The organism is Flavobacterium sp. DG2-3 (assembly GCF_030730925.1).
Taxonomy (GTDB): domain Bacteria; phylum Bacteroidota; class Bacteroidia; order Flavobacteriales; family Flavobacteriaceae; genus Flavobacterium.
The window spans coordinates 1-25,494 of record NZ_JAVAMB010000034.1; the positions used below are offsets into that span (position 1 = coordinate 1).

Genomic DNA, 25,494 nt, shown 5'->3' on the forward strand with positions numbered 1-25,494 from the left:
TATTATGTCTCATCGTAACAAAATTTATTAAAGTTAAATTTTGTTACCGAATTATCTAACCTTTACAGGAATGACAAGATTGAGGGTAATCTTTGTCTGTTTTATATCAAAATCTTCTTGAGAGATTCTGCAATGCTTCGCCACAGAAGATTATAAAACGATCTGTCTTGAAGTCGCTCGACTTCAATTTCTGCAGATTTTGCTCCGTCTTTCGAATCATTTTTTACTAGTAAATTGGCAATTGCAGATTTAAGTTTGGCTTCTTTTTCTGGATTTTTCTTTTTGTACAATTTCACTTTAAGATCATCATAATCTAAAGAAGCATTTCCTTTTGAGCCATTGTCGTTTCCGTAAAAATTAAAACGGTATTTATTGAAAGTTCCCGTAAAAGTCGAGTTGATATAGGGTTTGGTGAATCTTGTCATCGCCGTGACGTCAAAATTTGAAATAGTGCCTTGAATATGAAATCCGTCGCTTTTGTCCAAAACATTAAAACTCCAATCGACATCAAGAGGAGAGTTTTTCATAAAAATACATTTCACTTTTATTTTGACATCGTCTGTTTTTTTTAAGCCAAAACCGCTTCGCAAATTAGTTGCTTGCAGATTGAATTTGTCGAAGGTTAAAACTCCTGGGCCTTTAGAAAAATCAAGCTCTTCTTCGTAAACCAGTTTCGATTTTAAAACTTGAAGTGTGTCAATTTGAAGCGGAAATTTTAGATTTCGCAGTAAATGATTGTACAGGTATTTTTTGCTTGGATCGTCTTTTATCATTTTTCCGCGATAAATATTAGCATCAAAATGATTAATTACGAGCGAATTTGCTTTAAGATAAAATTTGTCATTTTTAAAACCCCAATCCATTTTTTCAACCTGTGCCGAGTCAAATTTTAAACGGTAAATATCTTTTTCTTTGTCAAGATGTTTCAAAAAATCTCGTCGTTCGAATTGAGGAAGATTGGAGAAATTATTAATCTTTAAAAAATTCTTTTCGGTGCTTATTTTTCCAATATTGATGTGGTAAAAACCATTTGGTCTGTAAAATAAACTGTCGCAAACCAAAGCATATTTTTTATATTGAATCGGAATTTTTTCTTTTAAAGTAGCATCGGTAATTAAAATCCCTTCCAGTTTTAAAAGGATTTTTTTGACGCTAAAAATTGGTTTTTCAGTGTCGAGAGAAACAACATCAACTGTTCCGTCGTTGAGGTAAATATTCGAAACCGCAATAATTTTTCGAAAAGGATCAATAATCTCTTTCTGAATACTTTTGCTGTTATTGATTAATTTTTCGCCTTTTTTGTATAAAATGATTCGCGGTTTATTGATAATTATGCTTTCCGCCTGAATGACATCGCGAAAAGCCAAATCCCAAATATTGAAATGCTTTATGGTGATGGATTCAATTTTAGAAAAAAGTCCATTTTTGCTGTCTTTTGGTTCATTTTTCGGACTCACCAATAAAGTCTGCGCATTAATATTTCTGGAAAAAAGAGAGACTTCAATTTTTTCGTAATTAATATTATAAGCTGTTTTGTTTTTTTCGTGAATAATAATCGGAAGTTGTTTTTTGATCCAGTAATTCAGACCAATATTGGCAAGAATTACAATCACAAGGAGAGAAATTACTACAAGAGCTATTTTTTTATAGATTGACATTTATAGTATTAATTTTAAATACATAAATTTAGAGTTTTAATAAGAGTGGCTCCTTATAAAATTTTATATAAAAGTTATATTATTACGAATTTCATCTTTTTACTTTTTTAGAATATGAGAATAATTAAAAAAATTCTGCTAGCATTGTTGGTGCTTATTGTAATTCTTGCGATTGGTTTATGCGCTTATATTTTTCATTTAAAACCAAAATATGAAGGATCGTTAGAATTGAAAAATCTCGAAAAAGAAACTACGGTTTATTTTGATGATTTTGGAGTGCCACACATCTATGCCGATTCTGAAAAAGATGCCATGACGGCGCTTGGTTATGTGCATGCGCAAGAAAGATTATGGCAGATGGAATTGTTGCGCCGAATTGCTCCAGGTCGTTTGTCTGAACTTTTTGGAGGCGTTGCGCTTAAAAATGATAAATTCTTTGCTGGAATCGGAATTGAGGAAGCTTCCGCGAAAGCGATTGCCAAACTAGACAAAAACAGTGAAAGCTATAAACTGACTCAGGCTTATCTAGACGGAATTAATCAGTATTTGGAGGAAGGCGTTACGCCAATAGAATTTACTTTGGTTGGTGTCAAAAAACAAAAGTTTACAATAGAAGATATATATAATATTTTCGGATACATGTCTTTCAGTTTTGCAATGGCGCAGAAAACAGATCCTTTATTGACAGAAATTAAAAATAAATACGGCGTTGAATATTTGAAAGATTTAGGAATTGAAGGAGAATTTAACAACACCAGAATTAAAATTTCTAAAGAAAAAACAGAAGAATATACCGAGATTTCAAAATCGATAACGGCAATGTTGGATCAATCTCCGATTCCGCCATTTGTTGGCAGTAACAGCTGGGTTGTTGGACCGCATAAATCGAAAACAGGAAAAGTGATTTTTGCCAATGATCCGCATATTGGGTTCTCGCAGCCTGCAACTTGGTACGAAGCACATTTAGTAACGCCAAAACAGGAATTATACGGCTGTTATTTGGCTGGAACTCCCTTTCCGCTTTTGGCACATAATAGAGATTATGCGTATGGTCTGACGATGTTTGAAAATGATGATATCGATTTTTACCAAGAAAAAAATAAAGCAGATGATGCTACTCAATATCAAACTCCAACGGGTTTCAGCAAATACGAAATCAGAAAGAAAACAATTAAAGTAAAAGATTCTTCAGATGTTGTCTTGACGGTTAAAATTACGCGCCACGGTCCCGTTATGAACGATTTTTTGGAGCGTTTAGAAAAGAAAAACCCAATTGCAATGTCGTGGACGTATACAAGAGAACCAATCCAAATTCTAGATGCGGCTTACGGTCTTTCACACGCAAAAAACACGACCGATTTTAAAAAGTCTGTCAGCTTGATTGCAGCGCCAGGATTGAACGTAATGTATGGCGATGCTAAAGGAAATGTTGCTTGGTGGGCGAGCGGAAAATTATATCGACATAATGAAGGTGTTAATACGCATCTGATTTTAGACGGTGCTAGCGGCAAAGATGATATCACTAAATTTTTAGATTTTGAAGAAAATCCATCTTCTGAAAATCCAAAATGGGGTTATGTTTATTCTGCGAATAATCAGCCGGAGGCAATAGATAATGGTTATTTATATCCGGGGTATTATTTGCCAGAAGATCGTGCGAAAAGAATTTCAGGAATTCTGGATGCTAAATCTGATTGGGACAAAGAAACCATCAGCAAAATGATTTACGATAATACTTCTGACGTTGCTGTTGAAACTTCTAAAAACTTAATTGCAAGTTTGGATCATAAATCGCTTTCTAATGCTGAAAAAGAAGTGATAAAAGTTTTAAAATCTTGGAAGGGAACTACCAATCTAGAAGATGTTGCACCGACGATTTACAACAAATGGATTTATCTGTATCTGAAAAACACGTTTGAAGATGAAATGGGTAAAGATAATTTCGATTTGTTTTTAGGGATTTCTCTTGGAAAACAAGTTATTGCGAATCAGATAAAAAATGAAAATTCGGTTTGGTGGGATAATATCAAAACCAAAAGCGTAAAAGAAACCAGAACAGCTGTTGTTTCAAAATCATTTCATGATGCTGTTATTGCTTTGCAGAACCAGTTAGGAGAAAATATTTCAGAATGGAATTGGGGAAAAGTGCATACCGTAGAACACGAGCATCCGCTTGGTAAAGTAAAAGCACTTCGCGGATTATTCAATGTTGGGCCTTTCAATTCGCCAGGTTCCAATGAAGTAATCAATAATTTATTCTTCGGATATAATGACGAAGGAAGATATTACACTAAAGGCGGACCTTCGACCAGAAGAATTGTCGATTTTGCTGATGTAGAAAACAGCTGGAGTATTTTGCCAACTGGACAATCTGGAAATCCGTTTAGTAAACATTACGACGATCAAGCTGAAATGTATAACGAAGGAAAGTTTAGAAAAATGAAATTGAATAAAGATGAGATTGTAAAAACATCTACAAAATTAGTTTTCAAACCAAAGAAGTAAGTTTTTGTTTCAGGTTTAAAGTTTCAAGTTGTAATCTTTGTCAAAGTTCCAAACTTTGACAAAGATCTATACACAAGAAAAAACTCAGCACCTCAGTAGCTTAGCATCTTAGAACCTCTATCGCAAAAGATATTTCCCTTTCACAATATCATCAGCAAAAATGTTCAAATTATTAATAAGCACTTTATTATTGGTCATTACATTTTTAGTTTGGTAAGCCGTGTCTTTTTCGTAAGCTTTCAATAAAGTTTCCAGTTCCACTTCGTCAAAAACCACAAAACTGTTGTAAATCGCATCTCTAAAATTTTTGTAATTGATGCTTTGGGTAATTTCCATTGCTTTTTGTTCGTTCCAGCCTTCTTTTGCAGAAGTTTCATTTATTTTAGATAAACAAAAATCAATCACATAGTTTTTGTAATGTGCAGCTTCGACAATTTTATCGATTATAATTTTGTTTTGCTGCGTTGGCATTGCGGCCGAAGTGTAATTGGTTTGTGAGATACTTTTAGAAGAAATAAAAAGAGAGAAACAAGCAATTAGAAAAGAATGCTTTTTGAAATTATTCATAGGTAAAATTATTTTGGGAAGGGCTAAAATAATATTTTTTAAAAATAAATTATCGAATTTAAGTGTTACAAGTTGTAACAAAAAACTCCAATAAAATAGACTTTAAATCTACTTTATTGGAGTCCAATTTTTTAAATATTCTGCTTTTATTTTTTAGAAAGCTCGTCTAAAACTTTTTTACCGTTTTCATTTGTAGGATCCAGTTCAACAGATTTTTTATAATTAGCCAATGCCAGTTTTTTATCTCCATCTGCCAAATAAGCTTCACCCAAACTATCATAAACATTTCCAGATTTAGGGAAAGTTTCTACATTGATTTTAAAAATTTCAATAGCTTCTTTCTTTTTTCCATCTTGCAATAATTGATAGCCCACACGATTCATGTCGTTTTCTTTAATGTTGTAAGTTGGATCGTTTTTTAGTTTGTTATAAGATTCTATTCCAGCTTTAAAACCTTTGGTAGAAAAGGTTTCGAATAGTTCGTACGCCAGTGATCTTTTTGGTTGATCAAAAGGTTTATTATTAAGTATATTGCTAATTGCATCTGTCATTTCGCCTAAAACAGTACCTCCTGTATTATTTAATAGAACGATAAGATTTTTGTGTTTAAAATTTCTCGAAATAATAGTGTTAAAACCATTAATTCCCCCACCGTGCCCAACAGTTTTTCCATTTTCATCATCTTCTATAAACCAACCGTAACCATAAGATCCATCACCAGCTTTGATGTAAGGTTGAAATAATGATTCCATCGATTTTGCCGAAAGAAGCTTGTTTGTGTACAAAGCCTGATCCCAAAGGTATAAATCTTCTACAGTTGAGTATAAAGATCCCGCAGCATACGGAATACTCATATCAACATAAGGTGCATTGCTAATCAATTTTCCTTTTCTTTCATAACCAGCAGCTCTGTTTTTTAAAATTACATCGCTGTGATCATAACCAGAATTCACCATTTTTAGAGGTGTGAAAATAATTTCCTGTAAATATTGTTCGTAGGTTTTGCCCGTAATTTTTTCTATAATATAGCCAAGCAAAAAGTATCCTGAATTGCTATAGCTGAATTTTTCTCCAGGCGTAAATTCCAAAGGCAGACTTGAAAATGTTTTGACAAACGCTTCGGGAGTGTACGGATTTCGGGCTTTATCTTTGAAGAATCCCGGCGCATCAGTATAATTTGGAATTCCTGAACTATGCGTCAATAATTGGTGAATCGTAATTTTACTGCCATTTTCTTTTGGATAATCTGGAAGATAGGTCGCAATAGGAACATCAAGTTTAAGTTTTCCTTCTTCTGCCAGTTTTACAATTAACAGAGCCGTAAACTGTTTGCTGATAGAACCCAATCTGAATTTGGTGTCAGGCTGGTTCGGAATATTCCATTCCATATTTGCAGAGCCAAAACCTTTTTTGAAGATTACTTTTCCATTTTCGGCTACCAAAGCAGAACCGTTAAATTGTCCGTATTCGCTGTATTTGTTTAAAAGCTGTTCAATTTTTTGCGCTTTATCTTGAGCAAAAACGCTGAATGCCGAAAGCTGAAAAGCTACAAAAAACGCTATAAGTTTGATTGATTTTTTCATAGTAAACGGGTTATAGTTTAAGATTAATGAATGATTTGTTTTTGATTGATGATTGAAACTTGCTAGCAGAAAGATATTCCGTTTTTTAAATCTTGATCACGATTTTTCAATGAAATAAATTTATGCCCTAAAATCTTAGACGACTGTTTTGCAATTTAGTTTCAAGATTTTTTCATTTTTTAAATAATATAAAAAAGCAGAGCACAGACCGCTTTAAAATTGGCCTATGCTCATAACTAACAAATATTTTCAAAAGTTTAAGCAGTTAGAATTTTGCTTATAAGTAATAACAGAAGGATAAATAATTTTAGCATGTTATTCAGATTAAGGTTAATATCTGATTGAAATGGAAATTATTTGGTTTCGATATCAACTACTTTTCTGCCGTTTTGTCCAAGATAATGAACAACAATGGTTTCATAAATTTTATAACCATCATCTACATTTGTAAAAATGATTAAACCTTGTTTGGTTTTTGGAAGTAAAATAAAAATAGTCTGAACACCTTGGTCTGCGCCACCGTGCGAAAGAGCATAGTTTTCATTTCCTAGATCATAAATTTCAAAGCCTAAACCAAAATATTTGTTCTTTTTGGTCTGAACCTGATGTGAGATCATATCGTCAAAAACTTTTTTACTTAAACCTTCACTATTCATTACGCTGGACAAAAAATTACCGTAATCTCCAATCGTAGTCAATAAGTCGTCTGCGGCGTTTACAGTTTTGTTTTTTGTAGGTTCATAAGCATTTCCGTTTTTATCATAATTTATGGCATATCTCGAAAGATCGATTTTGTCATTCCAGATTAATTGCGAATCGGTCATTTTTAGTGGTTCAAAAACCAATTCTGAGGCTAATTGATCTAAAGTTTTATGGAATTTTTTCTCCAAAGCTTTTCTCAAATATTCAAAACCTTCCCCAGAATACTGATATTGAGTTCCTGGCTTGAACTTAAAATCCAGTTTTTTAGATTCGTTAAAAGACCTCCAATTCGGAAAACCCGTTTGGTGACTCAAAATAATTCTAGTGGTCAATAATTTATGATCTGGGTTGTTTTTAATATCCGGATCGATCCAATATTTATCAAGTGATTCGTCTAAATTCCATTTTCCTTGAGAAACTAATTTCAAAGCAACTATTGCCGTTACTGGTTTTGTCAAAGAAGCAACATTCCAAATAGTATTATAAGGAGCTGGAAAATCTCTTTTAAGATTGCCGAAAGTTTTGATCTGTTTTAGTTTTCCATCTGAAATAATCCCAATTCCCAAAGTAGGAATGTTATTCTCTTTGAGCCATTTTTCAGTTTCCTGATCATTGTCAAAAAGAGCAGAAATCCCTGCAGTAGAACTAGTCATTTGATGATTGTAACTTAGCGACCTTGTCAATTTCCAATCTTTGTTTTTTAGGAGCCAAAGATGGGTGAATTTGGCAAAACTTCCTGCTTGTTCTGCATTTCCTGCTGAACTTTCGTAAAAACGATGCGTTCCCATTTGTATTGCGCCGTATAAAATGCCACTTTTATACAAAGGATAAATTTCAGTGCTCCCGTCGATTAATTCTCTGCGATAATTATATTTTCTGGATGGAGAACAAATGCCGCTTTTGAAAGTTTTTAGAAATCGAGCTTTATCAGAAATACTGTCTTTGTCATGGTAGAACTCAAAATCTTCGGTGTATAAATTTTCGAATTGTTTAACGTCGCAGGTATTAAATCCAATATCGAAAAGAAGACTGTCTTTGGACATAATGGTTTTATACAGTTTTGAATTTTCTTCTTCTTGAGAAAAAACAGTTTGTATCTGAAAAAGTAAAAATCCAACTAAAATGATTTTTAATTGAAAGGGAATTTGATTGATGATTTTCATTTTGATGATTGATTGATGATGATTCATTTTGCAATAGTAGTTCAATCAAAAGTATCAAAATTGTACAAAAGCGAAATTTTATCTTTTTTGTGAAAGAAAATACGAATCTGGATCGAACATTTTTGGAGTTGTTTTCGTCACATCTTTAAATTTTCTGATAAAATGCGATTGATCAAAGTATTTGTTGTAAAGTGCAATTTCCGTAAGGCTCATTTTTTCTAAATCGGTATTAAGCATTTGATCGACCGATTTTCTGAACTTTAAAATCTGAATGTATTTTTTGATGGTAAGTCCGGTTGCTGCTTTAAATTTTATTTGAAGAAGTCGTTGCGAAGAATTCAATAATTTCCCAATTTCAGAAACCGAAATTTCATCTTCTCGGAGTCTGATGATTTTGCAAATTTTTTCAATCGCATTTTGATTGGAATTGGAATCGGCTAAAGCTTCAAAATAAGCATTAATGGTATTCAAAAATGTTTCGATTTCTGATTGAATTTCAATTTGAAACGGCAATTCTGCAACATTAATTTTAATAATCGAGTCGATAAAATTGCTTAAATCGTATTGCGGAAACATAGAAAGCGTCCAAGCATGAAGTTGGATTATGGTCACTTTCGTTTTCGGCTGAATATTGACCAAAACTTTATTCGTCATTTGAGAACAAAAATAGATTCCGCTGTTCATCTCGTATTTGCTTTTACTCGTATGAACTTCAATAAAATTACCGTCTATAATAGCAAGATTAAAACAGCCGTTTGGCAGAACCAATTTGTTTTCAATCACGCTTTCGCCGATGCTGTTATCCAAGCACCAGATCTTATTGACAAATCTTTCGGATTTTGCACTAACGTAATGTTCTGAATATAATTGCATTTGTGAGTTTAAGATTGATTTGCCAATTCGATTTCAAATTTAGCTTAAAAAAATTATGCGGTAAAAGCGAAGACGAATGAAAAATAGGTTTCATTTTATAATTTGAAACATCTTTGAAGCTAGAAAATAGCTATTCTATGTTTGCTAGAATTAAATTTGATTGAAATTTTATGTCTCATTCAAATTTAAACTAATGTTATGAAAAAAATAATGGTTTCCATAGCATTGCTGTTCTTCGTAACAGCTTGCAAAAAAGAAAACACAGTAGAAAGCAATTCGGGACAAAATACTGAATCTTCTCAGAAAACAGAATTTCATGCAGAAAATATTAAAGAAAAGATACAGTACAATCGTGCTGTACAAGCTGCAATTTGGGGAATGCCAGCCGTGAACTTTGAACTCATGTACAAAGAGATGGAAAAGATTAATGGTTCGTACAACCAAGTTCTGTTATGGCCAGAATTATTAAACTGGAAAAATCAGACACTAACGCCAAATCCAGATGTAATTTATCTGATGCCTTTTTTTAATACTGAAAAAGGGCCAGTGGTTTTAGAAATTCCTCCTGCAGACAACGGAACTTTTAATGGAAGCGTAATGAACTGCTGGCAGGCGGCAATTGAAGACGTGGGGCCAGGTGGAATGGATAAAGGAAAAGGTGGTAAATATATTATTCTGCCGCCAGGTTATGATAAAAGTAAAATTCCATCAGGATACTTTGTTATGCAATCTGATACCTATCGCGGATACGCGCTTTTACGTTCGGTGCTTAAAAGCGGAAGCCTTGCAGATGTAAAAGCAGCCGTAGATTATGGAAAAAGAATTAAACTCTACCCTTATGCTCAAGCGTCAAGTTCGCCACAAACCGTATTCATAGACGCAAGTAAAGCAGAATTCAATTCGGCTATTCCGTATAACGATAATTTTTATCAAGCGCTTAACGATATTGTTCAAGAAGAACCATTTTTAGAAAGAGACAGAGCAATGATCGATGCCTTAAAAACAATCGGAATCGAGCGCGGAAAAACATTTGCTCCAGATGCAAGAATTAAAGAGATATTTAATTCTGCTTCAAAAGATGCGAGAGAATATTTATTGTCGATTTACGAAAATACAAAACCATTTTATGCTGGAACAAATTGGTTTTTCCCTGCAAGTGACGAGTATAAATTGAGTGTAATGAAATCGTATGTAACTCCAGGAATTTATCCTGTTGATAATAGAGGAGTTTGTTATATGATGGCTTTTTTCAGTGCCAAACATATTGGAGAATCGCAATACTATCTTTTGGCTTTAAAAGACAAAGAAGGCAATTTCTTAAAAGGAAATTCTAACTATAAAGTAATTGTTCCAGCCAATGTTCCAGTAAAACAATATTGGTCAATTACCGTATACAATAGAGAAACTCATACTTTTATTAGAGATACGAAATGGGCGGGTCGTTCTTCTCAAACACCTGGACTCAAAAAGAATACAGATGGAACTGTAACCTTGTATTTCGGCCCTAAACCTCCAGCTGAAGGAGAAAGCAATTGGATTCCAACAGATCCAAAAGGAGATTTTGAATTACTCGCAAGATTTTATGGTCCTACAAAAGCTTTATACGATCAGTCTTGGAAATTGAATGATGTAGAAAAAGTAAATTAATACAGAAAATAGCCCAGTTTCAAAACTGGGCTATTTTTATTTCTTAAATAAACTCCGAAAAATACTCTTTTTTCGTTTTTTCCCATTCTTCAGAAATGATACTGAAGTAAACATCATCTTTACTTTTCCCTTCAGAATCTACGTAGTTATTTCTAAAGATTCCCTCTTTTACAGCGCCCAGTTTGGCAATAGCTTTTTGCGAACGTATATTTTCAAGATCGGCACTAAATTGTATTCTTCTGAATTGAATTTGTTCAAAACCAAAATTCAGCAATTCAAATTTGCAGGCTTTGTTTAAACCCGTTCCCTGAAACGCTTTTCCATACCAAGTCCATCCAATTTCGCATTTCTGGCTTGCGTGGTTTAAATAACCGTAACGAGTGCTTCCAGCCACTTTGTTTGTAGCTTTATCAATTATTAAAAACGGATAACAAATTCCATCTGCTTTTTGTTTTAATGTACTTTTTATATAGTTTTCAAGATTTTGATCGTTTCGAACGTACATTCCCATATATTTCCAAACGTCATCATCAAAAATGATTTCTTTAAGTTCCTTGTTTCTTTCACTTTCGAAAGGAATTAAAAGCACTTTCTCATTTTCTAAAATAATGTCCGATTGTAGAATTTCGCTGTTCATAATTTTTGTATTTAATACTGTAATCTGAAGCGAAATTAATTGTTTGATTTTTCTAAATAAATTAATAAAAATAACAATTTGTTATATTTTTAAAATGACTAGGATAATAAATGGTCTTTATCATCTCTATTTGCAAAGAATTTGTTTATTTATCTGAAGGCTTATCTATTTATTAGTTATTTTTACGACCCAATATTAGAATTTTCCTCGATGCAAACTTCATTAAAAATTGCTGTTGTTGGTTCTGGACTTGTAGGGTCGCTTCTAGCAATTTATCTTAAAAAAGCAGGCCATACAGTTCATGTATACGACCGCAGTCCCGATATTAGAAAAATAAATTTTTCTGGACGTTCTATTAATTTAGCAATGTCCAACCGCGGCTGGAAAGCTTTGGATGCAGTTGGTGTAGGAGATTCGGTTCGAGAAATCGCAATTCCGATGGATAAACGCGCCATTCATTTGGTCGATAAATTGAATTTTCAGAATTACGGACAAGAAAGCGAATCGATATATTCTATTTCAAGAGGAAAACTAAACAGAAGAATGATCGATCTTGCTGAAGAAGCAGGAGCTGAATTTCATTTTGAACAGAAGGTTTGGGATGTTACTTTGAGCGATGCCACACTTCATATTGGAGAAAGCGAAAGAGGCGAGTGGGAAGAAAGAAAGTTTGATATGGTTTTTGGTGCCGATGGAGCTTTTTCTAGAATCCGCCACAGAATGCAGCGTCAGAGCATGTTCAATTATTCTCAGGAATTCCTGAATATGGGATATAAAGAATTGAACATACCAGCAAACCCAGACGGAACACATAAATTAGATAAAAACTCATTTCATATTTGGCCGAGAGGTGAGTACATGTTAATTGCGCTTCCTAATCTTGACGGAAGTTTTACCTGTACTTTATTTATGCCTTTTGAAGGCGAAAATTCATTTGAGTCATTAACCGACCGTAAAATGGTTGAAGATTTTTTCGAGAAAAACTTCCCAGATTCTATTGAAGTAATTCCAGAATTGGCCAATGATTTCTTTAAAAATCCAACAAGTACTCTGGTGACCATGAAATGTTTTCCGTGGACTTACGAAGATAAAATTGCTTTGATCGGAGACGCTTGTCACGCCATAGTTCCTTTTTACGGACAAGGTATGAATGCTGGTTTTGAAGATATTACCGTTTTGAGCGAAATGATTGAAAAGTACCAAGACGATTGGAAAAAGATATTTGCAGAATATCAAATTTCTAGAAAACCAAATGCAGATGCAATTGCAGAGCTTTCTTATCGAAATTTCTTAGAAATGAGTACCAAAACAGCAGACGAAAAATTCTTGCTGCAAAAGAAAATAGAAAAAGTCTTTTCAGACAAACATCCAGACAAATGGATTCCGCTTTACAGCCGAGTTACTTTCAGCGATCGTCCGTATGCAGAAGCTTTAGCAATTGGTGATTATCAAAACGGAATTATGGAAGAAATTCTTCGAATGGAAAACATTGAAAACATCTGGGACGGCCCAGAAGTCGAAAACAAAATCCTCGCATTGTTGGAGAAAGCGTAATTTTTTTTTGAACCATATAAGCGATATAAGTTTTTTTTTAAACTTCCCGATAACAACCCGACAGGTTTTTAAAACCTGTTGGGTTTATTATTTATATTTCTGGAAAAACTTTTATATTGTTTAAATTCGAGACAAGCCATTAAATAAGCTTATATAACATATATGGTTTAAATAAAATTTTACTTTTTAAATATTTTAGTTAAAACGCCAAAAACGCCTCTTATAAAGGTAGCGCTGGTAACTACTTTTAATACAGATTTGGTAACTACTTCTGTAGTGCTTGGTCCTGATTTAGATGTTTTTGCAGGAGCTTGTTCTTCTTGTTGAGCAGCAGCTTGTGAAGCTTCTTCAATCTTTTTAGTTAGGATTTCATAAGCGCTTTCGCGGTCAATTTCTTCCGCGTATTTTTTAACTAGTTTCGACTTATTGTTTATTTCGTCAATTTCGTCGGCAGATAAAATATCCATTCTGCTCATTGGTGCACGCATCATCGTAGCAACAAGAGGAGTTGGAATCCCTTTTTCGTTAAGAGCCGTAACCAAAGCTTCACCAATTCCCAAACTCGTCAACAATTCATCAGTCTTATAATAAGGGGAAGTAGGGTAGTTGTCGGCTGTTTTTTTAATCGCCTGGCGATCATTTGCAGTAAAAGCCCTCAGAGCATGCTGAATTTTTAATCCCAATTGAGCCAAAACCCCGCTCGGTACATCCATCGGATTTTGCGTAACAAAATAAAGTCCGACACCTTTAGAACGGATAAGTTTTACTATCGTTTCAATTTGCTCCAGAAGCGCTTTGCTGGCTTCATTAAAAATTAAATGCGCCTCGTCAATAAAGATTACCAATTCAGGCTGGCCTGCATCTCCTTTTTCGGGCATTTTTTGGTAAATCTCAGCCAAAAGACTTAGCATAAAAGTCGAGAACAATTTTGGTTTATCCTGAATATCCGTCAAGCGGATGATATTAACATAACCTTTTCCGTTTTCATCAATTCGCATTAAATCATCGGTTTCAAAAGAAAGTTCGCCAAAAAACAAATCACCGCCCTGCTGTTCCAATTCAATAATTTTTCTAAGAATTGTTCCTGTAGTAGCGGTCGAAATTTTTCCGTAACTAGCTGCAATTTCATCTTTGCCTTCCTCAGTAATATAATTGATTACTTTTTTAATGTCTTTCAAATCCAATAAAGGCATTTGCTTATCATCGCAATATTTGAAGATCACTGCTACAACTCCAGCCTGTGTGTCATTCAAATCTAAAATTCTTGAAAACAAAACAGGTCCAAACTCAGAAACCGTAGCACGCAGACGCACACCATTCTGTTTAGACAGAGACATCAATTCAACAGGAAATGCGGCTACATTATAAGGTACGTTTATTTTAGCATGGCGCTCTGTTATAAAACCCTCTTCTATACCTTCTTTGGCGATACCACTAAAATCACCTTTAATATCCATCATTAATACAGGAATCCCAGCATTAGAAAGCTGTTCCGAAAATACCTGGATTGTTTTAGTTTTACCTGTTCCGGTCGCACCAGCAATCAATCCGTGACGGTTTAAAGTTTTTAGCGGAATTTTGACATGCGCCTCCGCAACAGGCTCACCGTCAAGCATTGCGCCTCCAAGGATGATGCTGTCTCCCTTGGAAGAATACCCTGTATTTATATCTGCAATAAAATTCTCTTTTTTATTCATGTTTTTATTTGTAATTTAGATTGTTATATAAGTATTGCTTTGTTTTTGGGCGCTTTTTATGTGGTTTTTTTTAGTAAGAAAAAGCTTTTTTTGATTGAAAATTTAATAAAAAAAAAATTCGCAGCTTTTTAAGAAGATATCAATGGAATCTTTGAATATTTACTAAAACGTTGTAATTTTTCTAATTATCGTCCTTTTTTTTGTTTTATCTAAAAAATGGCATCAACAAATTAATGAGATATTTTTTAATTTGAAGTTAAATTTCGGTCAATTAAATTAAAAAAAGTTTTTTTATTTAAACTAAACATATAAATTTGCTCCTCTACAAGTTAAATATAACTAAAAAATAAAAATTATTTAAAACTATTAAAATTAAAAAAAATGGCAAACGTTAAAGTTAAAAAAGAAAGCACTTCAAATGGGGGAGGAATGATTACTGGAATCATTATTGTTGCGTGTATCTTAGTAGGGGTGTTTATTTGGAAAGTAATCATGGGGGACTCTGCGAACTTCGAAGGAGGTAATCCAGAAACTGGACATCCAATCAATACATTAGGACAAGTTTATAAAGGAGGTTTCATTGTACCTGTATTATTAGGTATGTTTTTAATGGTTGTTGTTTTTTCTATCGAAAGATTTATTGTTATCGGTAAAGCTGCAGGAAAAACTAACCTTGACAAATTCATGAAAAGCGTTCAAGGTAGTATTAAAGAAGGAAACATCGAAGCTGCTATCGCTTCATGTGACAAACAACAAGGTTCAGTTGCAAACGCAATTAAATCTGCTTTGGTAAAATACCAAGATGTTAAAAAAGAAGGATTCAACAGCGAAGAAGCTTCAGAAGTTATCCACAAAGAAATTGAAGAGGCAACTTCATTAGAAATGCCAATGTTAGAGAAAAACATGACTATTATCTCTACTTTAGTATCTTTAGGTACATTAGGAGGATTATTAGGAACTGTATCTGGTATGATTAAAGCGTTTGGTGCGTTAGCTTCTGCTGGTACTCCTGACCAAGCTGCTCTTGCAACAGGTATCTCTGAGGCACTTATCAACACTGCTACAGGTATCTCTACTTCTATCTTAGCAATTGTTTCTTACAACTTCTTTACTGCTAAAATTGACGATTTAACTTACTCTATCGATGAGGCTGGTACTACAATCGTGAATACTTACAGAAAATTCAGAGGAAGTTTAAGACAATAATTAATTTTTGATATTTAAATTATCAAAAAAATAAAATAAAAAGATAATGGCTAAAATAAAAATGAAAAAGAAGTCGACATCGACAGATATGACTGCGATGTGTGATGTAGCGTTCCTTTTGCTAACGTTCTTTATTTTGACCGCTACTGCTAAAGTGCCTGAGGCATTGCCTGTAGATATGCCTGCTTCTGTTGCTATAACTAAATTGCCAGATACTGATTTGGCTATTATTACAGTAGGAAAAGGGAAAGTATTTTTTGACATCAAAGGAAGAGAAGTTCGTAAAAAAACTCTTGAAGGAATGGGTGCAAAATATGGTATTGAATTTTCAGAAGAAGATAAAACCAAATTTGCATTGATGGACGACTTTGGTGTGCCAATTACAGGTTTAAAGCAAATCATTGATATGAAAGCGGCTGACAGAACCAAAGCTAACCAACCTGGAATTCCTTTGGATTCGTTAGATAATCAATTAAAAGACTGGCTTCTAATTTCTAGAAGAGCTACAATTGACCTTGATGATAAAGAATTGCAAATTGCAATTAAAGGTGATGCTAAAGAGCAATATCCAAAAATCAAAAAGATTATGGATATTTTGCAAGATCAGAAAATCAACTCCTTTAACTTAGTTACAGGTACGAGAGGGAAAGACTTTTAATTAAAAAAAATACACTAAAATGGCTGAATTAAATACCGGCGACGGCGGTGGTGGTAAAGGTGGTAAAGTAAGAAGTAAAAAGCAGAATTCGAAAGTCGATTTAACGGCGATGGTGGATTTGGCATTCTTATTGATCACATTCTTTATGTTAACTACTTCGTTGTCAAAACCTCAATCGATGGATTTGTCATTGCCAAATAAAGACGATGATCCAAATAAAAAAACTGAGGATACCAAAGTAGACGAGAATCGTACCATGACAGTAATGTTAGGTGAGAACAATAAAATGGTTTACTATATGGGGTTATTGGCAACACCAAAAGTGGGGCCAAAAGACATTGCATATGGTAAAGATGGTATCCGTAGAGAATTGTTAAAACAAAAGAAAAATGTTTTAGCGTATTCTGCAGCTTTAGGAAAACCTAAAAACGGAATCATTGTGATCATTAAACCAACGAAAAAATCAAATTACCGTAATTTGGTTGATATCTTGGACGAAATGGCTATCACTGGAGTTGAAACGTATGCGATTGTTCCTGAGTTTACACCAGAAGAAACAAAAGTGATAGATAAAAAATAAGAGTAATCTTAAATTTTATCGACTTAAAAATCAAGAAGTATGAAATTAGATATTATAAAAAATCAGTGGCTTGATATCGTATTCGAAGGGCGTAATAAGATATATGGAGCATACGAGCTGAGAAAATCAAACAGAAAAACAACTGTGAAAGCACTTGTTATTGGTTCTCTTATCTTTAGTGCTGCAATTGCTGCTCCTCTTATAGCGAATCTGTTACCAGAGTCTACAGACGAGGAAGAGGTTAAAGAGGTTAAGATGGCTACGGTAAAATTACCTCCGAAAAAAGAGGAAATTAAACCAAATCAACCGCCACCACCACCACCACCACCAAAAGTGGATCAGGTTAAATTCGTTAAACCTGTGGTTGCAAAAGCGGAAGAAGTAACTGAAGATCCGCCAAAAATTGTTGAATTAAAAGACAAAAAAGTTGGTGCTGAGACTATCAAAGGAGATCCAGATGCAGTTTTAACTGTTGATGAGCCAGTTGGTAAAGGACCAGTTCAAGAGGTTATTCAAGAAGATAACACTGTATACAACACAGCTGGTATCGAGGTGAAACCAGATTTCCCAGGAGGTATTGAGAAATTCTACAAATTCGTAGGAAACAACTACAAAACTCCAGAAGAAGAAGGTTTAAAAGGTAAAGTTTACGTTACGTTTGTAGTTGAAAAAGACGGGTCATTAACAGATATCAAAGTTTTAAGAGATATCGGTTATGGTACAGGAGCAGAAGCAATTCGTGTTCTTAAAAAATGTCCAAAATGGACTCCCGGCGAGCAAAATGGTAAAAAAGTTAGGGTATTATACTCTCTTCCTATTACTATTCAATCTGCAGAATAATGTTAAAAGATATGCTTAATAATATTCAGAAGAAATCGCTCAAAGAGCGATTTCTTCTTGTTTTAGGAATACTGTTTTTTTTAATATATCTTGTACTCGGTTTAATGATTATGTTTTGGGAAAAACTTCCGCTTAACATGGAACCAAAATACAGATATGCTTTTGGTGGATTACTGATTGTATATTCTGCAATAAGATTTTTAAGATTAATTAATGCAAAAGATCAATAATTATGTTGAAATATAGTAAGTCTTTAGGTTTGGTTGTTTTTGTCTTTTTGTTTGCTATGTGCAACCAAAAAAGCAAAAGTGAAACTGAAAAAGAGACCATTTTGAAAGGATCACTTGATGTTACGGTTGACGAAACAGTAAAGCAAATTGTAGACGATCAGGTTGCTGTTTTTGAAGGCACTTACTATGATGCAAAAATTATAGTAAAACCAAAATCTGAAGCTGAAGTAATTAATGATTTATTAAATCAAAAAGCTAAAGTTGCAATTACAACGCGAGATTTGACTAAAGAAGAAAGATCTCGTTTCGATAAAAGTAAGATTAATCCAAGGGTAACACCTTTTGCTCATGATGCTATTGCATTTATTTCAAACAAAAGCAATAATGATACATTAATTGCGTTGAAAAGTGTAATCGATTTTATGCAGGGCAAAGCAGATGCTAAAATTAAAGGACTTGTTTTTGATAATCCGAATTCAAGTACAGTACGTTACATGAAAGAGTTAGCAAAGGTTAACGAAATTCCAAAAAATGGAGTTTTTTCTTTTAAAACGAATAACGAAGTAATAAAATTTGTTTCTGAAAATGATGGAATGATTGGTATTATTGGTGTCAACTGGCTGTATCAACCAACTCCTGATATGACAGAAACTATCAAGAATATAAATGTTTTAAGTGTGCAGGGATTAAATGGCGGTGGTTATTATAGTCCTACACAAAATGACTTAGGAGAAGGAAAATATCCTTTGGCACGTGATTTGTTTATTATTAACTGTCAGGGGTATTCAGGGCTTGGGATGGGCTTTTCTTCATTCATTGCCGGCGATATCGGACAGCGCATAGTTTTAAAATCAGGATTACTGCCATTCAAGACTCCAGGTCGTAAACTGAAAATTAGAAGTGAAATTTTAAGAGATAAAGAATAAATTAATTACAATAAAGATGAATAAATTTAAAATTTTTAGTCTTGCATTAGTTGCCTCGGCTACCGCGGCACAAGCGCAAGATATCAACCAAGCAAAGAAGGCAATAGATGCTGAACAATTTGACAAAGCAAAAACGCTTCTTAAATCAATCATCAAAGCGAAACCTTCTGATGGGGAAGCAAATTTTGTTTTAGGGAATGTTTATTTAAATCAATCTGTTGTTGATTCAGCTAAAATCTATTATAATAATGGATTACAAGCTTCAGACAAGAAAAACTTAAACTATATTGGTTTAGGACAATTGGATCTTGATGCTAAAAATACTGCTGCAGCTCAAGCTAATTTTGCTTTGGCTACAAAAGACATGAGAAAAAAAGATGTAAATGAGTTTATTTATATCGCTAGAGCTTACATGAATTCTGAGAATCCAGATTATAAAAGCGCTGTTGATGTTTTAAAACGTGCTTTACTAGTAGATCCTCAAAATGCTCAAGCACTTTTGGCTATTGGTGATGCTTATTATGGATCAAACAACCAAAATGATGCATACAAAGCTTACCGTGATGCTTTTACAGCTGATAACACTTTGTTAAGAGCAAAAATGCAATTAGGTGTTTTGTTAAAAGGTGCTAAATCTTATGACGAAGCTATTAAATCTTTCAATGAAGTTATCGCTTTAGACGCTAACTACGGGCCAGTTTACAGAGAACTTGCTGAAACTTATTACAAATGGGCAAGAAACAAACCTTCTACATCTAAAGTTAACTTGCAAAATGCAATTACAAACTATGAGAAGTACTTAAGTTTGACAGATTACTCTCTTGACTCTAAAATGCGTCATGCAGATTTCTTAATCTTGGTTAAAGATTACAAACAATTAGAAACTGTAGCAAACAAAATGATTGCTCAGGATAAAGTAAATCCTAGAATCTACAGATATTTAGGATATGCTGCTTACGAAAACGGAAATGTTGATGTAGCAATTAAATCTATCGAAGATTATATCAAATCTCCAGGAAATAAAGTTATTGGTAGAGATTACTATTACTTAGGTTTATCTAAAATTAAAAAAGGAACTGCAGCTGACGGTACAGTAGATCAAGCAGCTTTTGATGCTGGTTTAGCTGATATCAAAAAAGCGGTTGAATTAGAGCCATTAGTAGTTGAAGAATTTGCAGACTTTGGAAAAGCATTATTTGGTAAAAAACAATATACTCAAGCAGCGGCTATCTTTGAACTTGGTGCAGGTAACAAAGAATCTAAAAATTACTTAGACGACGCTGTTTACTACGGAATCTCTGTTTACTATGGTAATGCTGGTAAACCTGCAGAAAGCCGTGATAAAGCTGCTTTAGAAAATGCTATCGTTACTTTTGATAAAGTTTTAGAGGCTTCTCCATCTTACGATGAGGCTTACTTATACAAAGGAAGACTTAGCAGTGCATTGGATAAAGATGATATGATTATCAAAAACTATGAGGAATATGTAGCTAAGACTACTGCAAAAGGTGCAGAAGAAATGGCAAAACCTGCAACTGTTAAGAAAGTTGTAGAAGCTTACAATGCAATCGGTGCGGCATATGCTAATACTGATAAAGCTAAAGCTGTTGAATATTTCAATAAAACATTAGTTTTAGATCCAGCAAATTCATACGCTACACAATCTGTAAAATCTTTAAAATAATCTAGATTTTTAAAAATAATAGAAAACCGATAGTCCAAAAAACTATCGGTTTTTTTGTTCCGTATATTATTGACTATCTTTGCACTCTTAAAATATTAAAATGTTACCAAAAGAAATACAATTAGAAGTAAATAAAGGAGCTATGCTTCCTTTGATGGAAGAATTCTATACCATTCAAGGAGAAGGTTCACATACAGGAAGAGCTGCTTATTTTATTAGAATTGGTGGATGTGATGTAGGATGTCATTGGTGTGATGTAAAAGAAAGCTGGAATGCAGAACTTCATCCGCCGACAACGGTAGATTTAATTGTTGAAAATGCAGCAAAATACGCTGATACAGTTGTTGTAACAGGAGGAGAGCCTTTGTCTTGGGATATGACAATTCTAACAAACCGATTAAAAGAAAAGAATTTAAAAGTTCATATCGAAACTTCTGGCGCTTTTCCATTGTCAGGAACGTGGGATTGGATTTGCCTTTCGCCAAAAAAGAACAAACTACCGACACAAACCGTATATGATAATGCGCATGAATTAAAAGTGATTATTTACAATAAACACGATTTTATTTTTGCAGAAGAACAGGCAGAATTAGTAAATGATAATGCAATTTTATTTCTTCAGCCAGAATGGAGTAAAAAAGAAGAAATGACACCGCTTATTGTAGATTATGTTATGAATAATCCGAAATGGAGAGTTTCATTACAGACACATAAATATCTCAATATTCCATAAAACAAAAAAATCTCTTCAAGTGAAGAGATTTTTTGTTTTTAGATAATACACAGTTGTATAAAAAGTAAACACTGATTATTTCCAGTTTTTATATTTTTTCAAGCTGGTAATATGAGCCAGATGATGATTTCCGTGCCAAGCATACATTCCTATAATTTTTTTGAGCTTGTTTTCAGAATTGTCTGAAGGATGTATAAAAGTTTTTTCCAAATCAGATTCAGATAAATTTCTCATGATATATCCTAATCTGAAATGAAGTCCTTTCAATAATTCAAGCGTTGGCTGAATTGGCATTGTCAAATTATCATTTAATTCAGACCAAAGAACTTCGTCATAAGCTTTAATGACAGGATTGTTTTCTGTTAATGCCCATTTAATTCTAATGTAACAATTCATATGACTTTCGGCGCAATGATGAATAACTTGTCGTACCGTCCAGCCATTAGGGCGATAAGGCGTGTCCAATTGTTCGTCAGTTAAATCAATCGTTTCTTTTGCTAATTTTTCTGGAAGCATTTCAATTTCCTTAATTTTTTCAGCAAGATATTCCGTGGAATAATTTTCAGGAGTAATAAATTTTCCGATAGGATATTTTAATTTCTCTAAATCTAGTTCTTTCATGGTTTTATGGTTTGTTTTTAATGGAAAGTCTGGCTAAATAATCATAATGTTCGCCTTCAAGAATAAGTTCACAATTTAAACCATTGGCAATTGCCGCATTTTGAAGCGTATTATAATCCAAATACAACCAATCAAAAGGCTCTTCTTTTTCTCCTTTATAGCTAATGTTGAAAACAAGTTCCCCATAATAGTCATTTTCAGACGGAATCCATTTTCCTCCGTCTTCATCTTCATCAAACATATAAATAATGTCAGAACTGTCAATCAGAATTTGCCCACCAGGATTTAAAAGCGATTTTAATTTCGTTAAATAGGTATTGCAGTTTTTTAGCTGGCCAAAAATCCCAGTTCCGTTCATTAGAAGTAAAATGGTATCGAATTTTTCTCCTTCAAAATCTAAGATACTTTGAACTTTTACATTTTTTATTCCGCGAAGGCGACAAGTTTCAATTGCTTTTTTCGAAATATCGATAGCGGTTACTTCTAAGTTACGTTCGTTTTGAAGAGACAAAGCATGACTTCCAGCTCCGCATCCTACATCTAATATTTTTCCATTTGCCAACTGTAAAGCCTTTTGTTCAATTTTAGGCATTTCATTATAAGTGCGGAAAAGATATTCGACACTCATTTCATCTTCTTCAGAAATAGAAGTTTCAGTAATAATATCTTCAGGCGAATTTTTGGTGTAAAAATCAAATATCGCTTTCCCAAAAAGATCTTTCATTGTTTTAGTTCAAAGTTTAAGGTTTCAAGTTCAAAGTTGTTTAATTTTGCAGATCAACTTTAAATTTTAAACTTGAAACAGATTTTAAATAACTTAAGTAAGTTAGCCAAAGATAAGCATAACGAAAATAAAAAGTATTTCGATAAGCTTAAAAAGAAACAGCCAAAGAATTTAGATTACATTATGCAAGATTTGCACGATGCAGAATTTAAAAGAACAGACTGTTTGAAATGTGCCAATTGCTGTAAAACAACTGGCCCGCTGTTTACTTTGGCTGATATTGAACGAATCTCAAAACACTTTAGACAAAAGCCACAACAATTCATCGATCAGTATTTGCGTATTGACGAAGACAAAGATTATGTTTTGAAAAGTGTTCCCTGCACGTTTTTGGATAATGAGAACTACTGTATGATTTATGATGTTCGTCCAAAAGCCTGTCGAGAATTTCCGCATACAGATCGAAATAAATTCTATCAGATTTCAAACCTAACGTTGAAAAACGTCGAAATTTGTCCGGCAGCATTTAATATAGTGGAAGAAATGAAAAAGAAACTGCCATTATAAAACAAAACTGGTAATTGTTTCTAAGAATATCTTGATTTCCTTTTTTAAGATGTATTTTTGAGAAAGGAATAATTAAACAACTCAAAAGAAAACTCATAATTTGAATTTAGAATATTTCATAGCCAAAAGACTTATTACTGCAAAAGATTACAAAAGCAGTATTTCTGCGCCTATTATAAAAATTGCCATTTCCGCAATCGCAATCGGAATAATTATGATGATTGTTTCTGTGGCAACAGGTATAGGCTTGCAGAAAAAAATCCGTGACAAAGTTTCGGCATTCAATGGTCAGATAATAATTTCGAATTATGATAACAACAATTCAGAAGTTACTACAGTTCCCATTTCAAAGATACAAGATTTCTATCCTAATTTCAAATCAGTTCCAGAAGTAAGCCATATTCAGGCTGTGGCCAGTAAAGCAGGAATAATTAGAACCGAAAATGCTTTTGAAGGAATTATATTTAAGGGTGTAGGAGCAGATTACGATTGGAATAATATACAAGAATATATTGTAGAAGGTAAACTGCCAAATTTTGCAAAAGCATTAAACGAAGAAGTTATTATTTCGAAATTCCTTGCAGACCGTTTAAATTTGAAAGTCGGAGATCAATTCAATACTTTTTTTATAAAAGAAGAACAAGGCAAGCTTCCTAATATTCGTCGATTTAAAATAGCGGCCATATTCAATTCAGGATTCAGAGATTTTGATGCTACATATATTATTGGTGATATTCGACACATTCAAAGAATCAATAAGTGGAGAGAAGACCAAGTTGGAGCATTTGAGATTTTTGTAAAAGATTTTAGCACCATTAAAGAAGTAGGCAATAAAGTTTACGAAAAAACATCCTCTAATTTAGATACAGAAACCATAGTAGAAAAATACAGCTATATTTTTGATTGGCTTCAGTTATTCGATTTTAATATCGTGATCATTTTAGCCGTTATGATTCTAGTTGCCACAATTAATATGGTCGTGGCACTCTTAGTTCTTATTTTAGAAAGAACCCAAATGATTGGAATCTTAAAATCGATGGGAGCAAATAACTGGTCAGTTCGAAAAATATTTTTGTTTAATGCCTTTTACCTAATCCTGCGCGGATTATTTTGGGGTAATTTGATAGGAATTTCAATTTTATTAATCCAGCAGCAATTTGGAGTCATACAGCTCAATCCAGAAAACTATTACGTCAATCAAGCACCCGTTTACCTAAATTGGATTTATATACTCTTATTAAATCTGCTTACTATTGGAGTTTGTTTCCTAGTGTTGTTGATTCCGTCCTATTTGATAACCAAAATATCCCCAGTAAAAGCAATTCGCTTCGATTAATTGAAAGTAAAATCATATCCACAACCCGACAGTACTCTAAAACCTGTCGGGTTTCTCTATTATATAGATGCACCATTATCTTTAAAACTCAATTTTTCGGAAATACAAGCGCAGTGCTATAACTATATAGATGCAGTTTTGTCTGGCTGAGCGGAGTCGAAGCTTTTAGGTTTGGAATTTGGACTCGAGCGACAGCGAACAGGCGAAGCAGTTTCAAATTTGGGATTTACTATTAATAAGGAGCTGATACCTGCTTTCCGCTGTATCTTTTGCTTTTTAAAGAAAAAAGCAAAAGGATGCCGCTCCAATCAGGGCTAGGGGAACTGTTTTCAGAGGAAACTCTAGCTTTATCTGGAATAGAAAAGACGTCTAAACATTAAAATCTCCATATAAAAATGGAATAGAGAAAAAGGTGGAATTGCTAAAATGATAACTACTTAAGGAAAAATCTTACGTAAACATAAAAAAGTTTGAAATGTAAATATTGTGTTATCAGTGAGTTAGAAAAAAGATTTAAAAAAGAGTAAAAAAACTCAATAAAAAAGCTTGCATAAGCGGAAAAAGGTTCTACTTTTGCACCCGCTTTGAAACACAAGCCAAACAAAAAAGAAATTACGTTCGTAGACATATTGAATTGACAGCCGTCCGAATCGAAAGATGAGGACAAAAAGAATAAGAGCAGTAGAGTCGCAAGATTCGAAAAAGAACCGATAGGAAAGCGTTGAATATATAATATTAAAATATACGATGAAGAGTTTGATCCTGGCTCAGGATGAACGCTAGCGGCAGGCTTAACACATGCA

The 25,494-nt window shown here is 33.5% G+C and carries 22 protein-coding genes; 13 read left to right on the top strand and 9 right to left on the bottom strand.

Translation table 11 applies throughout. From position 1 onward, the window contains the following. Positions 1–101: 101 nt before the first annotated feature. Positions 102–1,658, bottom strand: coding sequence for a hypothetical protein (locus tag Q9Q97_RS23045; protein WP_306161462.1), 1,557 nt, complete (start codon positions 1,656–1,658; stop codon positions 102–104). Between the two features lie 114 nt (positions 1,659–1,772). Here Q9Q97_RS23045 and Q9Q97_RS23050 point away from each other — a divergent pair, with 114 nt between their 5' ends. Further along, positions 1,773–4,163, top strand: coding sequence for a penicillin acylase family protein (locus Q9Q97_RS23050; protein WP_306161464.1), 2,391 nt, complete (start codon positions 1,773–1,775; stop codon positions 4,161–4,163). A 117-nt stretch (positions 4,164–4,280) separates the two neighbouring features. Here Q9Q97_RS23050 and Q9Q97_RS23055 read toward each other — a convergent pair whose 3' ends face one another. The 4 genes from Q9Q97_RS23055 to Q9Q97_RS23070 all read right to left on the bottom strand — a co-directional run bounded on the left by Q9Q97_RS23055 (position 4,281) and on the right by Q9Q97_RS23070 (position 9,051). Continuing rightward, complete coding sequence (locus Q9Q97_RS23055) at positions 4,281–4,730, bottom strand: hypothetical protein (RefSeq protein ID WP_306161466.1); 450 nt, start codon at positions 4,728–4,730, stop codon at positions 4,281–4,283. 146 nt (positions 4,731–4,876) lie between these two features. Next, on the bottom strand, positions 4,877–6,313 hold the full coding sequence (locus tag Q9Q97_RS23060; RefSeq protein WP_306161468.1) for a serine hydrolase: 1,437 nt from the start codon (positions 6,311–6,313) through the stop codon (positions 4,877–4,879). Positions 6,314–6,666: 353 nt separating this feature from the next. Further along, positions 6,667–8,205, bottom strand: coding sequence for a serine hydrolase (locus tag Q9Q97_RS23065; RefSeq protein ID WP_371878229.1), 1,539 nt, complete (start codon positions 8,203–8,205; stop codon positions 6,667–6,669). A 51-nt stretch (positions 8,206–8,256) separates the two neighbouring features. Then, the gene (locus tag Q9Q97_RS23070; protein WP_306161470.1) at positions 8,257–9,051 is read right to left on the bottom strand and encodes an AraC family transcriptional regulator; all 795 of its coding nucleotides are present in this window, start codon (positions 9,049–9,051) and stop codon (positions 8,257–8,259) included. A 198-nt stretch (positions 9,052–9,249) separates the two neighbouring features. On the opposite strand from Q9Q97_RS23070, the gene Q9Q97_RS23075 reads away from it, so the two are divergent. Then, on the top strand, positions 9,250–10,698 hold the full coding sequence (locus tag Q9Q97_RS23075) for a DUF1254 domain-containing protein (RefSeq protein ID WP_306161472.1): 1,449 nt from the start codon (positions 9,250–9,252) through the stop codon (positions 10,696–10,698). A 43-nt stretch (positions 10,699–10,741) separates the two neighbouring features. Here the strand turns inward: Q9Q97_RS23075 and Q9Q97_RS23080 are convergent, their stop codons facing one another. Then, a complete protein-coding gene (locus tag Q9Q97_RS23080) occupies positions 10,742–11,335 on the bottom strand; it encodes a GNAT family N-acetyltransferase (protein WP_306161475.1) in 594 nt (197 codons plus the stop codon). A 210-nt stretch (positions 11,336–11,545) separates the two neighbouring features. Between Q9Q97_RS23080 and Q9Q97_RS23085 the strand changes: the two genes are divergently transcribed. Then, positions 11,546–12,889 (top strand): NAD(P)/FAD-dependent oxidoreductase, encoded by a 1,344-nt coding sequence (locus Q9Q97_RS23085; protein WP_306161477.1) that lies wholly within the window; start codon positions 11,546–11,548, stop codon positions 12,887–12,889. A gap of 179 nt (positions 12,890–13,068) precedes the next feature. Here Q9Q97_RS23085 and Q9Q97_RS23090 read toward each other — a convergent pair whose 3' ends face one another. Further along, positions 13,069–14,586: a helicase HerA-like domain-containing protein gene (locus Q9Q97_RS23090; RefSeq protein ID WP_306161479.1), complete on the bottom strand. Its 1,518-nt coding sequence runs from the start codon at positions 14,584–14,586 to the stop codon at positions 13,069–13,071. Between the two features lie 381 nt (positions 14,587–14,967). On the opposite strand from Q9Q97_RS23090, the gene Q9Q97_RS23095 reads away from it, so the two are divergent. The 8 genes from Q9Q97_RS23095 (at position 14,968) to Q9Q97_RS23130 (ending at position 21,443) form a co-directional block, all read left to right on the top strand. Beyond that, on the top strand, positions 14,968–15,792 hold the full coding sequence (locus Q9Q97_RS23095; RefSeq protein WP_008464979.1) for a MotA/TolQ/ExbB proton channel family protein: 825 nt from the start codon (positions 14,968–14,970) through the stop codon (positions 15,790–15,792). Between the two features lie 46 nt (positions 15,793–15,838). After that, positions 15,839–16,450: a biopolymer transporter ExbD gene (locus Q9Q97_RS23100; protein WP_306161481.1), complete on the top strand. Its 612-nt coding sequence runs from the start codon at positions 15,839–15,841 to the stop codon at positions 16,448–16,450. 19 nt (positions 16,451–16,469) lie between these two features. Further along, positions 16,470–17,030, top strand: a complete 561-nt coding sequence (locus Q9Q97_RS23105) for a biopolymer transporter ExbD (RefSeq protein WP_306161484.1) — start codon at positions 16,470–16,472, stop codon at positions 17,028–17,030. A 39-nt stretch (positions 17,031–17,069) separates the two neighbouring features. Further along, a complete protein-coding gene (locus Q9Q97_RS23110; RefSeq protein ID WP_306161486.1) occupies positions 17,070–17,870 on the top strand; it encodes an energy transducer TonB in 801 nt (266 codons plus the stop codon). Beyond that, entirely contained in the window at positions 17,870–18,100 is a 231-nt protein-coding gene (locus tag Q9Q97_RS23115; protein WP_125717677.1) for a hypothetical protein, read from the top strand. Before Q9Q97_RS23110 ends, Q9Q97_RS23115 begins: the two co-directional genes overlap by 1 nt. Before the next feature lie 2 nt (positions 18,101–18,102). Further along, positions 18,103–19,026 (top strand): PstS family phosphate ABC transporter substrate-binding protein, encoded by a 924-nt coding sequence (locus Q9Q97_RS23120; protein ID WP_306161489.1) that lies wholly within the window; start codon positions 18,103–18,105, stop codon positions 19,024–19,026. Between the two features lie 16 nt (positions 19,027–19,042). After that, a complete protein-coding gene (locus Q9Q97_RS23125) occupies positions 19,043–20,710 on the top strand; it encodes a tetratricopeptide repeat protein (protein ID WP_306161490.1) in 1,668 nt (555 codons plus the stop codon). 100 nt (positions 20,711–20,810) lie between these two features. Beyond that, positions 20,811–21,443, top strand: coding sequence for a 7-carboxy-7-deazaguanine synthase QueE (locus tag Q9Q97_RS23130; RefSeq protein WP_306161492.1), 633 nt, complete (start codon positions 20,811–20,813; stop codon positions 21,441–21,443). 75 nt (positions 21,444–21,518) lie between these two features. Here the strand turns inward: Q9Q97_RS23130 and Q9Q97_RS23135 are convergent, their stop codons facing one another. Both Q9Q97_RS23135 and Q9Q97_RS23140 read right to left on the bottom strand, forming a co-directional pair. Next, positions 21,519–22,064 (bottom strand): YfiT family bacillithiol transferase, encoded by a 546-nt coding sequence (locus Q9Q97_RS23135; protein ID WP_306161493.1) that lies wholly within the window; start codon positions 22,062–22,064, stop codon positions 21,519–21,521. Positions 22,065–22,068: 4 nt separating this feature from the next. Continuing rightward, positions 22,069–22,788 carry a bifunctional 2-polyprenyl-6-hydroxyphenol methylase/3-demethylubiquinol 3-O-methyltransferase UbiG gene (locus Q9Q97_RS23140; RefSeq protein WP_306161494.1) on the bottom strand — a complete coding sequence of 240 codons (720 nt, stop codon included), beginning with the start codon at positions 22,786–22,788 and terminating at the stop codon, positions 22,069–22,071. 72 nt (positions 22,789–22,860) lie between these two features. Between Q9Q97_RS23140 and Q9Q97_RS23145 the strand changes: the two genes are divergently transcribed. Together Q9Q97_RS23145 and Q9Q97_RS23150 are read left to right on the top strand one after the other, a co-directional pair. Then, positions 22,861–23,355 (top strand): YkgJ family cysteine cluster protein, encoded by a 495-nt coding sequence (locus Q9Q97_RS23145; protein WP_125717666.1) that lies wholly within the window; start codon positions 22,861–22,863, stop codon positions 23,353–23,355. Positions 23,356–23,455: 100 nt separating this feature from the next. Continuing rightward, the gene (locus Q9Q97_RS23150) at positions 23,456–24,691 is read left to right on the top strand and encodes an ABC transporter permease (RefSeq protein ID WP_306161497.1); all 1,236 of its coding nucleotides are present in this window, start codon (positions 23,456–23,458) and stop codon (positions 24,689–24,691) included. Positions 24,692–25,494 lie beyond the last annotated feature (803 nt).